Consider the following 12,911-nt stretch of genomic DNA (forward strand, 5'->3'; position numbering starts at 1 on the left):
GCCAAGGGCCGCCGGCGAGCGGGAATCCGAGCATGCGCACGCTCGAAACGCCTTCCCTTCGCCGGCATGACCCGGATCAGGTTCTACGGGTCGCGGGCTCGCCCGCCTCTCAGCCGCCTAAGCGCGGCCCCCCGAGGACAAGCCCCACTCTTAGGCGCGAATGAACCGGATGGAAAGCGCCGCCGTCCAGCCGCAATCTGGTCCTTTGATCGCGGCCAAAGGAGGATCGCCATGCAACGCCTGCCCCTCGTCGCGGCCTTCGCCATGGTGGCTTTCGGCGCCGCCACGACCGCCGCCGCCCAACCGGCGGCCCAGCCAGCCCCTTCGACCAACCCGTGCTTCCGGATGAGCGAAATCCGCAACCACACCAAGGGCGACAACCAGACCCTCTACCTCGCGATCCGCAACAGCCGGGACGTCTTTCGGCTGGACATGGCGGGCAATTGCCTGGCCGGCGCCTCGACCAACGACCCGCTGGTATTGGAGCCGGTCAGCGGCAACGATTTGATCTGCCGGCCGCTGGACCTGAGCCTGAAGGTGCATGTCGGCCCCGGCGCGCTATCGCCCTGCATCATCAGGCAGATGACCCGGCTGACCCCAGACGAGATCGCCGCCCTGCCGCCGAAGGTCCGGCCCTAGCCGATCTGCAGGCCGCCCGCTTCCAGCACCGCGCGCAACGGGTCGAGGCCCTCGCCATATCGCCGCCAGCGGCCGATCGAGGATGAATAGAGCGGCTGTCGCACCTGCACCGAACTGGCGGTCGCCACCGGCGCGGCGTTCTGGTGGAAATCCAGGCAGCGCGGGTCCCAGTCCAGACCGCAGAACCCCAGCAGGCGGCGGGTCTCCCCTTCCTGATCGGTAACCAGATCCTCGTAGGCGACCTCGGTGAACCGGTCGCTCGGCAGGGTCGCGCGCCAGTGGGCGACCAAGCGCTCGAAGCCGAGATAGTAGCGACCGACGTCTTCAAGATCGTAGGCGTAGTTGTAGTACGAGAAGCCAGTGGCGAAGAGCTGGCGGTAGTTCGACAGGCAGGCGTCCATCGGATCGCGGCGCAGGCACACGATCCGGGCGTCCGGCAGGGCGGCGTGGATCAGCCCGGCATAGACAATGTTGAGCGGCATCTTGTCGACGAAGCGGGCCGCGCCCTTCCGGAGGGTGGCGACGCTGTCGAGATAGGCCCGGCCGACGGCGGCGAGGTCGAGGCCGGCAGCGGCCTGCAGGGTTTCCGGATCGAGCACCAGGTTTGAAGCGGTCGCCGCCGCCCGCTTCACGATCAGCGCGAAATTGGTCAGCTCGCCGGCCGAGACCACCTGCGGATGGCTCGACAGAATTCGGTCGACCAGGGTGGTGCCGGTGCGCGGCAGGCCGACGACGAAGATCGGCCCCTCGCCGCCTATGGCGCGACTGCGCGGCGGCGATCCCGCCGCCGCCTCGAACAGCGCCGCATCCGCGGCCGGGTCATAGGCCAGCGCCGCGCGTTTGGCGGCCTTGGCGCGGCCGAGCCAGCCCAGCGCCGCCGGCAGGTCGCCCAGGTCCTCGCAGGTCTTGGCCAGGGCGTGGCCCAGGTGCAGGGCGCGGTCGGGGTCCTCGGAAGGCTGCGCGATCAGCGCCGTCAGTTGCGGCAGGAAGTTCGCTTCCGGCGCCTGGCGGCGCAGCTGCACGCGCGATGACCAGGCGCGATAGAGGCCGGGATCCTGCTCCAGGGCCGCGCCATAGGCGCTCTCGGCCGCTTCGAAGCGCCCGGCGAACTGCCGGGCGGCGGCGAGATTGTACTGGAAGCTGGCGTTGCGCGGTTCGCGCGCGGCCGCCTGCTCGAAGAAGTCGATGGCCCGCTCGTGAAGGCCCGCGCGGGTGAAGACCACGCCGAGCGTGTCGAGGCTCAGCGCGTCCTGCGGATCCATGGCGGCGGCGCGCTCGGCCAGCTCCACCGCCTGCGCCTGGCGGTTCGTGGCGACCTTGCAACGGGCAAGCTGAACCAACGGCTCGGGGGCGGCGACATTGAGGCTTGCCGCTTTTTCCAGCAGTTCGATTGCGCGCGCGTAATTAGAATGATCAGCAGCCAATACTCCGAGGAGGAACCAGGCGCGCCATTGCGCCGGATCTACCTTGAGTACGGCTAAGCACTCCCTGTGCGCGGCCTGATAGTTTCGACTCGCCAACAACCCTTCTGCGTGGCGCAGCGCGCCTTCGATACTTTCCATTTCCAGCGTCGGTCGCGCCCTGTGCAGAATTAGATCACCGTCATGCTTTTCGCTCCGTCTTGCAACAAAGACGTTGAGATGGGCGCCTCCTCCGTACCAGCGTTCTTCAGGAACGCTTTTCGGGGGAAGAATCATGCCGGCCATCAAAGCCGGGCGCCGCACGCGACTGCTGGCGTCCATCAGCGCTGCCGCCCTGACCGCCGCGCCCGGGCTCGCCGCCGCCCAGGCCACCCAGGTCGAGGAGATCATCGTCACCGCCACCCGTCGTGACGCAGTGGTCCAGGACGTGCCGATCAACATCGCCGCGGTCAGCGGCGTGGCCATCGAGCGAGCCGGGATCAAGGACTTGACCGAGGTCGTGCGCGGGGTGCCCGGCATCCACGTGGTCGATCAGGGGGGCCGCGGCTCCAGCCGCATCGTGGTGCGCGGCCTCAACGCCGACCCGCTCGGCTCCAACGATGGCGACAACTCCGGCGGCAGCGGCACGGTGGCGACCTATCTTGGCGACATCCCCGTCTATATCGACCTGAAGCTCAACGACATGGATCGGGTCGAGGTGCTGCTCGGACCGCAGGGCACCCTCTACGGCTCCGGCACCCTGGGCGGGGCCATCCGCTACATCCCGCGGCGCGGCCAGTTCGGGGTGAACACGTTCGAGATCCGCGCGGACGGCTACCAGTACAGCGAGGCGGAAGATCCCTCGACCGACGTGGGGATCACCTTCAACTACTCGCCGAGCGACAACTTCGCGATCCGCGGCAATCTCGACGTGCTGACCGACAGCGGCTTCATCGACTACAAGTACGTCGTGCGCACCCCCGGGGTGTCGGACGCCGACCCTGACTTCACCGACCCCGCCGACGTCGAGCGGAACCTGCGCAGCGTCAAGGACGCCAACAGCGAGGACACCACCTCCGGCCGGCTCGGTTTCCGGTTCCAGCCCGCCGAGTGGCTGGACATGAACCTGACCTACTACTTCCAGTTCCAGGACGTCGGCGCGCGGCAGGTCTCCTCCAAGCACCTGACCAACTTCCCGGTGGCGATTGGCGAGTACGAGTCGGCGCTGCGCTACGAGGAGCCGAACGAGCGCGACAACCAGCTGCTGGCGCTGGAGATGACCGCCGACCTCGGGTTCGCGGACCTAACCTCGGCCACGGCGCTCTCGCAGTACGACGAGAAGGGCCAGCGCGATCAGACCGACCTGCTGATCACCCTGGAATACTCCTATGAGGCGTTCCCGACCTTTTCGGCCTTCACCGCCGAGAAGGGCAAGGAGGAGACCTTCAACCAGGAGCTCCGGCTGGTCTCCAATAGCGAGGGCCCGCTCGGCTGGATCGTCGGAGCCTTCTACAACAGCTTCGAATCCTGGAACCAGAGCGCCGAGTACACCCCCGGTTACGCGGCCTTCATCGGCGTCGATCGCCCGGACGACCTGGAATACTTCTCGGTCAACGTCAGCGAGCTGAAGGAAATGGCCGCCTATGGCGAGCTGACCTACGACATCACCGACGCCTGGTCGATGAGCCTGGGCGCGCGCTACTACAAGTACGACCTGAAGACCAAGTCGGCCGTGGACTTCCCGCTGTTCAACGGCACGCCCGATCAGGTGTTCCTGGACTACGAGGACGGCGGCCAGGAGGACGATGGCTGGCTGGGCAAGTTCAACACCTCCTACAAGTTCACCGACGACGCGATGGCCTATTTCACGGTCAGCCAGGGCTACCGGATCGGCAATTCCAACGGCGTTGGCCCCTGCCCCGACCCGATCCCGCAGAACCAGCAGCTGGCCTGCGCCCTGCCCAACGAGATGCAGTACCTGCCGGACAAGACGCTGAACTACGAGCTGGGGGCCAAGACCCAGTGGTTCGACAAGCGCCTGACCCTGAACGGCTCGCTGTTCTACATCCAGTGGGAGGACATCCAGGTCTCCTCGGCCACCGTGAACGGGGCCATCCCGATCACCAAGAACGGCCAGGGGGCGGAGAGCTCGGGCGTGGAACTGAACTTCAGCGCCGACGTCACCGAGGGCCTCACCATCCAGGGCAGCTACTCCTACACCAAGGCCGAGCTGACCGACCTGGCGCCGGCGCTGGTGCGCACCATCGTACCGCCCGGGTTCTCGTCAGACCCGGCGGTGTTCCTCGACGGCGAACCCGGCGACCGCCTGCCTGGATCGCCCGAGCAGCAGGGCAGCTTCGCGGTCATCTACGACACCCAGGTGTTCGACGGGCTGGACCTTGAGCTGGCCTGGAACGTCACTGCGACCGGCGACATCCTCACGCGCACCGGAGGCCGCGGCGGCGGCTACACGCTCGACGGCTACACGATGCACAACGCCCGCATCGCGCTGACCGACCCGGACGCCGTCTGGACGGTGACGCTCTACGCCAACAACCTGTTCGACGAATACGTAGAGACCAACGCCCGCAACACGCCGCTCTACAACCAGACCCTGACCGACGCCGACGGCGGCCCGGTCTATGTCCGGTCATTCTATGTGGATGTTGCGCCGCCGCGTCAGATCGGGCTGCGTTTCAGCAAGAAATGGGGCGGCTAGAGCGTGACAGCTTCAAGTGGAAGCCGGTTGAAGCGACCGTCACACTCTAAACTTTTGAAGATAGACCCTTTTTTCCAGATTCAGGTGATTCCACCTGAACCGAAAAGGGACTAGCAGCCGGTGGCGGGGAACCTTGGCCGCGTGCTACGCAGGCGGCCAAGGAGTACCCCATGCATCTGGCCAAGTTCCCGCGCGCGCGTTTCGCCCACCTGCCAACCCCGCTCGAAGCCGCCCCGCGGCTGGCGCAGGCCTTGGGTCTCAAGCAGCTCTACATCAAGCGGGACGACTGCACGGGCCTGGCGGGCGGCGGCAACAAGACCCGCAAGCTGGAGTTCCTGGTCGGCGAGGCGCTGGCCCAGGGCGCCGACACACTGATCACTCAAGGCGCCGTCCAATCGAACCACGTGCGCCAGACCGCGGCCGCGGCCGCCCGGTTCGGCCTGGCCTGCGAGGTCATCCTGGAGGAGCGCACCGGCTCCAAGGCCATCGACTACAACGGCTCGGGCAACGTGCTGCTCGACCGGTTGCTGGGCGCCTCGATCCGCAACGTCCCCGGCGGGACCGACATGAACGCCGAGTTGGCCAAGAGCGCCGAGGCCGTCCGGGCCCGCGGCGGCAAGCCCTACGTGATCCCCGGCGGCGGCTCCAACACCATCGGCGCGCTCGGCTATGTCGACTGCGCCCTGGAACTGGTGCGCCAAGCCGATCAGCAGGGACTCGTCATCGACCGTCTGGTCACCGCCACTGGCAGCGCCGGCACCCATGCCGGCCTGGTCGCGGGCCTGGCCCTGGCCGGCGCCGACATCCCGATCCTCGGCATCGGCGTGCGCGCGCCCAAGGAAACCCAGGAGGCCAACGTCCATAAGCTGGCGGTCGAGACCGCTGCGCTGCTCGGCCACGAAGAGCGGGTGGCCCGCGAGATGACAGTCGCCAACTGCGATTATGTCGGGGCCGGCTATGGCCTGATCGACGAGGCGGTGATCGACGCCCTGAAGCTGGCGGCCCGCACCGAGGGCCTGCTGCTGGATCCCGTCTACAGCGGCAAGGCGATGAAGGGCTTGATCGACCTCGCCCGCAAGGGGACGTTCGGCGACGAGACCGTGGTCTTCCTGCACACCGGCGGCGCGCAGGGTCTGTTCGGCTATCACGGCGAACTGGAAGGATCCCTGCAATGATCCTGGTGCTGGGCGTGCTCGGCGGCATGGGGCCGGCCGCCACCCTGGACTTCCTGACCAAGCTGCAGGCCCTGACCCCCGCCGAGCGCGACCAGGACCACATCCGCACCCTGGTGGACATCAATCCGCAGGTGCCCGACCGCAACGACCCCCTGAACAAGCCGGGCCCGGTGCTGGCGGAGATGGCCGGCGCCCTGCGCGGCGCGGGGGCCGACGTGCTGGCCATCGCCTGCAACACCGCCCACGCCTATGCCGACGTGATCGTCCGCGCCTCGGGCCTGCCGCTGATCGACATGATCGGCACCGCGTCGGTCGCCGCGCGCGACACCGGCGCGCGCCGAGCCGGCGTGCTGGGCACCCGTCAGGCCCTGAAGCTCTATCGTGAGTACCTGGCCGCGCAGGGCATGGGCATCGTCACCCTGGAGCCGGCGCGCCAGGAGCAGTTCATGGACCTGATCTATCGGATCAAGCGCGGCGAGCGCTCGGCCGAGGTGCGCAGCCAGATGGCCGAACTGACCGCGGACCTGATCGCGGGCGGCGCCGAGGTGATCATCGCCGGCTGCACCGAGGTGCCGCTGGTCTACGAGGCCGGCTCCGGACGCGTGCCGTTCATCGACGCCGGCGAGGCGCTGGCCCGCCGCTGCGTGGCGGTGTGCCTTGGCCTGGAGCCCGCTCCGACGATCTAGAGCCGCGCGGCCCGGAAGGTGTCGCAGGACTCGGGATCCCCGGTCTGCACGCCGGTCCGGAACCACCGCATCCGCTGCTCGCTGGTCCCGTGGGTGAAAGCGTCGGGCATGACCCGGCCTTGGGTCTGCTTCTGGATCGCATCGTCGCCCACCGCGGCGGCGGCGCGGATGCCGTCTTCGATGTCGGCCGGATCAAGCGCCACCTGACCGCTCGACGCATCCGGCGCATGGGCGACCCAGACCCCGGCATAGCAATCGGCCTGCAATTCCAACCGGACCGCGGCCGAGGAGGCGCCGCTGGAGCCGCGTTGCACCTGGCGCGTGGCGCCGGTCAGGTTCTGGACGTGATGGCCGATTTCATGGGCGATGACATAGGCCCGTGCCGCTTCGCCCTTGGCCCCGAACCGGGTCTCCAGTTCCTGCCAGAACGCAAGGTCGAGATAGACCTTCTGGTCGGCCGGGCAATAGAACGGCCCCATCGCCGATTGGCCCATGCCGCAGCCTGTGCCGGTGGCCTGATCATAGATCACCACGGCGGCCGGGCGCTGGTAGGACTGGCCTTCGGCGGCGAAGATCTTGCTCCAGACGTCCGTGGTCGATTGTTCGACGACATCGACGAACTGACCGCCCTCGTCCTGGGTCGTGCCCCGAACCCCTTCCTGCTGCGAGGCTTGGCCGCCGGCGCCTTCGACCGCGGACATGGTGGTCGTCGGGTCGATGCCGAACACGAAATAGCCGATCAGCGCCAGCACGACGCCGCCGATGCCTAGGCCACCGACGCCCACCGCGCCCATGCCCCGACGATCTTCAACATTGCCGCCGCGGCGACCGCCCTGCCAACGCATGCTGTGTTCCCTTCCCGAAACGCCGATTTCTCAACGCACAAGCCTGACCAGAGGATGCGTGCCGGCGAGCGGCCTGTCAGCGCCTGTTTTGCGAAGCTTCCCGCACACGGGCGTTGGACGCGGCGAGCGCCGCGTCGGGAATCGAGGCGTAGCCGGCCATGCCGCTGTCGGGCTGTCGGGGCTTGTCGTCGATCTTGCTGTACGCCAACGGCGCACGCTGCGAGTGCAGGTCGCCGATCCGCTGCTCGGTCTGGGTCCTGGCCTCCAGCGTGTTGAGCCGATTCTCCAGCGCTACGGCCCGCTGCTGATCGAACCGCTGCTGCACTTGGAATTCCAGATCCGTCGACTGGCCGAACGCCGCAGCGGCCGGCAACAGGGCGAGGACCAGGACTGGCACAGTGAAACGCATGACTGCAAAACGCTCCGGGAGCGCGCTGGCTCCCTATCGCCGCGAGACCGAGAAGCGGGTCAGCTGCTCACGCGGCGCCCCCCAATCCGGGGCTATCTCGACCGCCTTCTGATAGTCGAAATAGGCGGCCTTGGCGTCCTCCAGCCCCTCATAGGCCAGGGCGCGGTTGTAGTAGGCCTTGGCCGGCTCGGTGACTCCCAGCTCCAGCCCGCGATTGATGTCCGGCAGGCTCTCGGCATAGCGCCGCTGCCCGATCGAGGCCGCGCCGCGGTTCACATAGGCCTCGCCCATGTCCGGCTGGATGCGCACCGCCTGGTCGAAGTCGCGGGTGGCGTCGGTGAAAGAGGCGCGGCGCAACTTCAGCACGCCGCGATTGACATAGGTGCCGGCCCGGTCGCGCGGCTTCATCAGTTCAGTGTCCAAGGCCAGGGTGCAGACCTCCTGGAACTTCAGGTCGTCCTCGCCGCTGATCGCGGCCTGGGAGCAAGCCTGGGCCAGCCCGCCGCCAATCACGGTCACCGCGCCTTCCGCGGCGGTGGCGATGGCCAGCGTCGCTACAGCGATCCCCGCGAGCAGAATTGCCTTGGACATGGCTGCGCCTCCTGCGCCCTGTGGTCGGGCGCGCGCCAGGCTGCGAAGGGACCCGACGCACGTCCGCCCCAACACTTGCAGAATCTTCCCGGAACGCAGTTCTGTCAATGCACGGGTTTGTTGAGCGCGGCTGGTCAAACCCTTGTCGGGACAGTGGAAATCCCCCGTCCCGGCCTAGGTCGGCGGGTTGTGCGTCTCCAGGAACTGGATGGTCGTCTGCAGCATCTTCAGCCGGGTGTCGCTGCTCGACAGCCAGTGATCCTCGCCCGGCAAAGTGATCAGCTCGACCGGCTTGCCCGCCTGCTGAAGCGCCTCGGCCATGACCCGGCTCTGCTCATACGCCACCACGGTGTCGTCCTTGCCGTGGATCAGCAGGATCGGGGCGCCGGCCTTCGCCGCCAGCTTCGCCGGCGAGAACTTGTCGAGCACCTCTTCACCGGTGCGCTCCGCGCCCATGAACTGTCGCCAGTAGCGCAGGCTGGAAAACTCGCCGCCGCCCCGGGAACGCAGCCAAACCAGCATGCGGCGCAGGTCCGAGACCCCCGCCACCGAGACCGCGCACCGATAGAGCCCCTGCTCCAGGGTGACGCCGGCCAGGGCTGCATAGCCGCCGTAACTGGCGCCGACGATGCAGACGCGCTGGGGATCGACCGTGCCGTCGGCGATAAGCTTGCGTACGCCGTCGGAGACGTCCGACTGCATCTTGCGGCCCCACTCCCCGTGCCCGGCCTCGGTGAAGGCCACGCCATAGCCCGAAGATCCGCGGAAGTTCGGCTGCAAGACGGCGTAGCCGCGGGCAGCCAGGGCCTGCGACCACCAATCGAAGCTGAGGTCGTCGTGCGCTTCCGGTCCGCCGTGCGGCAGAACAACCAGGGGCAGGCCCTTGGCCGGCTTGCCGTTGGGCAGGGTCAGCACCGCCTGGATGCTGGCGCCGTCGGCCGCCTTGTAATCGTACCACTTGGCGGTCGAGATTTCGGCTGGTCCCAGGCCGGTATAGACGTCGTCGACGATCGAGGCGCTGCCGGCCTTGAGGTCCACCAGGGCGTAGGCGTTGCCGGTCCTCGGCCCTTGCACCCGCACGACCACCGCCTTGCGGTCGTCCGACCAGCTTTCGAGGGTGACCAGTTCGCCGGGAAAGGCGCGGGTAAGCCGGTCCCATCCGGCCTGGTCCTTGGGATCGAAGAAGTGAGCCTTGCGGGATTCGCTTTCGACATAGCCGATCAGCCGGCGGGTCGTGGCGTCGCTGAGGAAGCCAACCGGCCCTTCGACCTGAATCTTTTCGCCCTGCGACCCATCGAACAGACGAACGCGTTGGTATTCGGTCTCGTCATCCTTGCCCCGGGCGGCGAGCACGACATAGCCCGACTCGGGGGCCAGGCCGATTAGACTCGGGGGATCGAAGGCGTAGGTTCCGGTCACGATCGGCCGCCACCGGCCATCCGGCTTGGCCATCAACCGCCATGCGCCGGTCTTGGATTCGTACTCCGTCTTGGCCACGGCGTTGCCGGCCTCGTCGAGAATCCAGTTGGTGCTGGCGTCGAGGCGAGTCCCCTGCTCCACCGCCCGGGTCAGGGTGGTGACCGGGTCCACCCGGAACACAGTCTCATAGGCCTCGCCGCCGACCACCCGCATGCCCTCCACGAAGACGTTCGGGACGCCGTTGAAGTTGCGCACGTCCGGCAGGCCGAAGATGTAGTTGCTGGCGCCGCCTTCCTTCCCGAGGACCTCGTGGAACTCCCGCTTGCTGATGTCGTAGATCCGCGCCTGGAGGGTCTCCTGCTTATAGTAGAAGATCAGTTGCTCGCCGGTTGGCACCGCAGTCTGCGAGGTGGTGATCACCAGATGGCCGGGGCCGGCCCAGGCCACGTCCCGCAGCTTCTTCTCTCCCAGGTCCACGCCGGCCAATATCTTCTGGCTGGCGAGGTCCTGGACCAGGATCGAGCGGCCGTCGCCGCGCGGGCGCACATAGGCGAGCTTCGTGCCGTCGGGCGAAACCACGACCTGCTCAAGCGTCGGCAGGCGACCGAAGGTCTCCAAGGGAACAGCGGCTTCTGCGGGAGAGAAGCTCAGGGCGGCGGCGGCGAGAATCGCGGATAGGTACAGTCGCATGAGGCGAACTCTACCCTGGGGCGCAGGTTTATAGTCAAGCTTGTTTGCGCACGCGAAAGCGTCGGGTCTCGCGCAGCAGGATGTAGACGCCGCTGGCGGCCACCACCATGGCCCCTGCGATGGTCGCGGCGCGGGGGATCTCGTCCCAGACCAGGAAGCCGATGATCGAGGCCCAGACCAGCTGGGTGTAGTCAAATGGCGCGACTACCGCGACCGGCGCCCGGCGCAGGGCCTCGGTCAGGAAGAGCTGGCCCGTGCCGCCCAGCAGGCCAGTGCCGATCAGCATGACCAGGGTGGTCGTGTCAGGAACTGTCCAGCCGCCAAACGGAAGGCTGGTCAGCCCCACCAGCATGCCGGCGAGGGTGAAATAGAAGACGATGGTCGGGCCCGGCTCGGTGCGGCCGATCTCGCGGATGGCGATCATCGCCCCGGCTGCGCCCATGGCGCCCATCAGGGCGAAGACCGTGCCGAGCGTGGCCATGTGGCCTGGGTCAGGGCGCACCATAATCAGCACGCCCAGGAAGCCGACCACCACGGCGCCCCAGCGGTGGACGCCGACCGGCTCCTTGAGGATCACGGCCGACAGCGCGGTCATGAACAGCGGCGAGGCGAAGGACAGCGCCGTCGACTCGGTCAGTGGGAGCATGGAGACCGCGGTGAAGCCGCAGAACATGCCGACCAGGCCGACCGTGGCTCGCGCCGCATGACCGCCGGGACGCTGGGTCTTCAGCACGCTGAAGCCCGCGGTCTTCCAGACGTAGAGCAGCACCGGCACAAAGGCGAAGGCGTTGCGGAAGAAGATGATCTCGAGCACCGGGGCGCCGCGCTCGGAGCAGGCCTTCACCAGCGCCGCCAGTCCGGCCATGCAGGCCATGGCGGCGATGCGCAGCACGATACCCAGGCCATTGCGCTGGACCACGGCGTGGGACGGGGTGTCGGCGGGCAATGGGCGCTCCTTCGGCGCAGTGCATAGAGGCGCAGCTGCGCCGACGCCATAGCTTCGCGGCCGCTGCGGCCCCAGGTAGCGGGAACGTCCACTCTGCGACTGGCGCTGATGACTGACCTTGGGGCAGGCTCGTCACAGTGCAGCTGACACCAACGGATTCGCACAGAGCGTGAGAGCCGGTTGAAGCCGCCATCACGCTCTGAACTTTGAAAATAGACCCCTGGGGGACAGTCAATGACGATCGGTTTGATGATGGCCGCGTGGACCCTGGTCCTGGCCTTTGCCCAGATCCTGCTCTTCGACATCGCTCGCACCGGCCAGTACGGGCTGCAGTGGAACACCGGGCCGCGCGACGGCGAGATGCCGCCGTTGAGCGATCGGGCCCAGCGCCTGAAACGCGCCCAGGACAACCTGTTCGAGACCCTGCCCCTGTTCCTCGGCGCGGTGCTGATCGCGCATGTCGCTGGCAAGGAAAACGAGACCACCGCGCTCGGCGCGCAGATCTACTTCTGGGCCCGGGTCGCCTATGTGCCGCTCTATGCCTGGGGCGTGCGTCAGGTGCGCTCCCTGGTCTGGTTGGTCAGCATCGTCGGCCTCGGCATGGTCGCCCAAGCGATCCTGCTGCCCTGACAACAGGGACATGATGGCGGCGTCCAGCGAGGCCTGGACCCGTCCGGATGGGGCGGAACCACCGTCTCGCGCGGAGTGTTTGCCCCTGTGGGACGGGCATCTTGCGAGGACGCGATGAAGATAACCTTCAAGTTCGCCGCAGTCGGCGCCACCCTCTTGCTCACCGCCTGCGGCACCACCACGACGGAACGCGCGGCGACCGGCGGCCTGGCTGGCGCGGCGCTTGGCGCGGCCGTCGACAGTTCATGGACGGGGGCCCTGGTCGGCGGGGCGGCCGGCGCGGCGCTCGGCGCAGCCACCACCCCCAAGCACTCCAGCGACATCAACCGGCGCCAGTACTATGACGAGCGCGCGGGCCGTTACTATTACTACGATCCGGGCAACGGCCGGTACTATTGGGAAGACGGCAGCGCTCGCCGCTAACGACCTTTCAAGCGGCGACCTTGTAGCCCGCGGCCTCAATGGCGGCGGCGAGGTCCTCGCGGCGATCGCTACCTCGAATGGTGACGCTAGCTGCAGCCAGATCGACCTCGACGTCTGCCTTCACCTCGACCGCGTGCACGGCCTTGGTCACGGCCTGGACGCAGTGGTCGCAGGACATGCCTTCCACCTGAAAACGAAGCATCGGGTCCTCCTCAACTGATACCCGAGACCCTCGATGCACCTTTCCACCATGGGAAGGTCAAGTGGGATCGTGGGGCCTTGACCCTCCCATCATGGGAAGGTCCACTTGGGCCGCGCGTCGTCAGTTCCAGGAGCCCG

At 67.6% G+C, this 12,911-nt stretch carries 13 protein-coding genes and 1 riboswitch; of the genes, 6 read left to right on the plus strand and 7 right to left on the minus strand.

Annotated elements, in window-relative coordinates:
- Positions 1 to 36: 36 nt before the first annotated feature.
- Positions 37 to 144, minus strand: a riboswitch (TPP riboswitch).
- Positions 145 to 231: 87 nt separating this feature from the next.
- The gene (locus tag AC1DQJ_RS12625; protein ID WP_477603759.1) at positions 232 to 639 is read left to right on the plus strand and encodes a hypothetical protein; all 408 of its coding nucleotides are present in this window, start codon (positions 232 to 234) and stop codon (positions 637 to 639) included.
- On the opposite strand, the gene AC1DQJ_RS12630 is transcribed toward AC1DQJ_RS12625, so the two are convergent.
- Entirely contained in the window at positions 636 to 2,450 is a 1,815-nt protein-coding gene (locus AC1DQJ_RS12630; RefSeq protein ID WP_477603761.1) for a tetratricopeptide repeat-containing sulfotransferase family protein, read from the minus strand. The genes AC1DQJ_RS12625 and AC1DQJ_RS12630 overlap by 4 nt on opposite strands.
- On the opposite strand from AC1DQJ_RS12630, the gene AC1DQJ_RS12635 reads away from it, so the two are divergent.
- From AC1DQJ_RS12635 to cuyB, 3 genes are all read left to right on the plus strand, one after another.
- Positions 2,335 to 4,758 (plus strand): TonB-dependent receptor, encoded by a 2,424-nt coding sequence (locus AC1DQJ_RS12635; protein WP_477603763.1) that lies wholly within the window; start codon positions 2,335 to 2,337, stop codon positions 4,756 to 4,758. The two genes, AC1DQJ_RS12630 and AC1DQJ_RS12635, sit on opposite strands and share 116 nt — an antisense overlap.
- Before the next feature lie 170 nt (positions 4,759 to 4,928).
- Entirely contained in the window at positions 4,929 to 5,933 is a 1,005-nt protein-coding gene (gene cuyA, locus AC1DQJ_RS12640) for a D-cysteate sulfo-lyase (protein ID WP_477603765.1), read from the plus strand.
- The gene (gene cuyB / locus AC1DQJ_RS12645) at positions 5,930 to 6,619 is read left to right on the plus strand and encodes a cysteate racemase (protein WP_477603767.1); all 690 of its coding nucleotides are present in this window, start codon (positions 5,930 to 5,932) and stop codon (positions 6,617 to 6,619) included. The genes cuyA and cuyB overlap by 4 nt, the downstream gene beginning before the upstream one ends.
- Here cuyB and ypfJ read toward each other — a convergent pair.
- The 5 genes from ypfJ to AC1DQJ_RS12670 form a co-directional block, all read right to left on the minus strand.
- The gene (gene ypfJ / locus AC1DQJ_RS12650) at positions 6,616 to 7,464 is read right to left on the minus strand and encodes a KPN_02809 family neutral zinc metallopeptidase (RefSeq protein ID WP_477603769.1); all 849 of its coding nucleotides are present in this window, start codon (positions 7,462 to 7,464) and stop codon (positions 6,616 to 6,618) included. The two genes, cuyB and ypfJ, sit on opposite strands and share 4 nt — an antisense overlap.
- Before the next feature lie 76 nt (positions 7,465 to 7,540).
- Positions 7,541 to 7,873: a hypothetical protein gene (locus tag AC1DQJ_RS12655; RefSeq protein WP_477603770.1), complete on the minus strand. Its 333-nt coding sequence runs from the start codon at positions 7,871 to 7,873 to the stop codon at positions 7,541 to 7,543.
- 33 nt (positions 7,874 to 7,906) lie between these two features.
- Positions 7,907 to 8,464 carry a tetratricopeptide repeat protein gene (locus AC1DQJ_RS12660; RefSeq protein WP_477603772.1) on the minus strand — a complete coding sequence of 186 codons (558 nt, stop codon included), beginning with the start codon at positions 8,462 to 8,464 and terminating at the stop codon, positions 7,907 to 7,909.
- 174 nt (positions 8,465 to 8,638) lie between these two features.
- Positions 8,639 to 10,573, minus strand: coding sequence for an alpha/beta hydrolase family protein (locus AC1DQJ_RS12665; RefSeq protein WP_477603774.1), 1,935 nt, complete (start codon positions 10,571 to 10,573; stop codon positions 8,639 to 8,641).
- A 34-nt stretch (positions 10,574 to 10,607) separates the two neighbouring features.
- A complete protein-coding gene (locus AC1DQJ_RS12670) occupies positions 10,608 to 11,519 on the minus strand; it encodes a DMT family transporter (RefSeq protein ID WP_477603776.1) in 912 nt (303 codons plus the stop codon).
- A 234-nt stretch (positions 11,520 to 11,753) separates the two neighbouring features.
- Between AC1DQJ_RS12670 and AC1DQJ_RS12675 the strand changes: the two genes are divergently transcribed.
- A complete protein-coding gene (locus AC1DQJ_RS12675) occupies positions 11,754 to 12,149 on the plus strand; it encodes an MAPEG family protein (protein WP_477603777.1) in 396 nt (131 codons plus the stop codon).
- Between the two features lie 114 nt (positions 12,150 to 12,263).
- The gene (locus AC1DQJ_RS12680) at positions 12,264 to 12,572 is read left to right on the plus strand and encodes a YMGG-like glycine zipper-containing protein (protein ID WP_477603779.1); all 309 of its coding nucleotides are present in this window, start codon (positions 12,264 to 12,266) and stop codon (positions 12,570 to 12,572) included.
- Positions 12,573 to 12,579: 7 nt separating this feature from the next.
- Here AC1DQJ_RS12680 and AC1DQJ_RS12685 read toward each other — a convergent pair whose 3' ends face one another.
- Entirely contained in the window at positions 12,580 to 12,774 is a 195-nt protein-coding gene (locus tag AC1DQJ_RS12685) for a heavy-metal-associated domain-containing protein (protein WP_477603781.1), read from the minus strand.
- Positions 12,775 to 12,911: the final 137 nt, after the last annotated feature.

The organism is Phenylobacterium sp. P4_E10 (assembly GCF_056401675.1).

Bases quoted from the DNA above. Each gene is read 5' to 3' on its own strand.
- ypfJ (WP_477603769.1), bottom strand. From the start codon at position 7,464: ATGCGTTGGCAGGGCGGTCGCCGCGGCGGCAATGTTGAAGATCGTCGG.
- AC1DQJ_RS12680 (WP_477603779.1), top strand. From the start codon at position 12,264: ATGAAGATAACCTTCAAGTTCGCCGCAGTCGGCGCCACCCTCTTGCTC.
- AC1DQJ_RS12635 (WP_477603763.1), top strand. From the start codon at position 2,335: ATGCCGGCCATCAAAGCCGGGCGCCGCACGCGACTGCTGGCGTCCATC.
- AC1DQJ_RS12660 (WP_477603772.1), bottom strand. From the start codon at position 8,464: ATGTCCAAGGCAATTCTGCTCGCGGGGATCGCTGTAGCGACGCTGGCC.
- AC1DQJ_RS12685 (WP_477603781.1), bottom strand. From the start codon at position 12,774: ATGCTTCGTTTTCAGGTGGAAGGCATGTCCTGCGACCACTGCGTCCAG.
- cuyA (WP_477603765.1), top strand. From the start codon at position 4,929: ATGCATCTGGCCAAGTTCCCGCGCGCGCGTTTCGCCCACCTGCCAACC.
- AC1DQJ_RS12665 (WP_477603774.1), bottom strand. From the start codon at position 10,573: ATGCGACTGTACCTATCCGCGATTCTCGCCGCCGCCGCCCTGAGCTTC.
- cuyB (WP_477603767.1), top strand. From the start codon at position 5,930: ATGATCCTGGTGCTGGGCGTGCTCGGCGGCATGGGGCCGGCCGCCACC.
- AC1DQJ_RS12625 (WP_477603759.1), top strand. From the start codon at position 232: ATGCAACGCCTGCCCCTCGTCGCGGCCTTCGCCATGGTGGCTTTCGGC.
- AC1DQJ_RS12630 (WP_477603761.1), bottom strand. From the start codon at position 2,450: ATGATCTCCTCGACCTGGGTGGCCTGGGCGGCGGCGAGCCCGGGCGCG.
- AC1DQJ_RS12655 (WP_477603770.1), bottom strand. From the start codon at position 7,873: ATGCGTTTCACTGTGCCAGTCCTGGTCCTCGCCCTGTTGCCGGCCGCT.
- AC1DQJ_RS12675 (WP_477603777.1), top strand. From the start codon at position 11,754: ATGACGATCGGTTTGATGATGGCCGCGTGGACCCTGGTCCTGGCCTTT.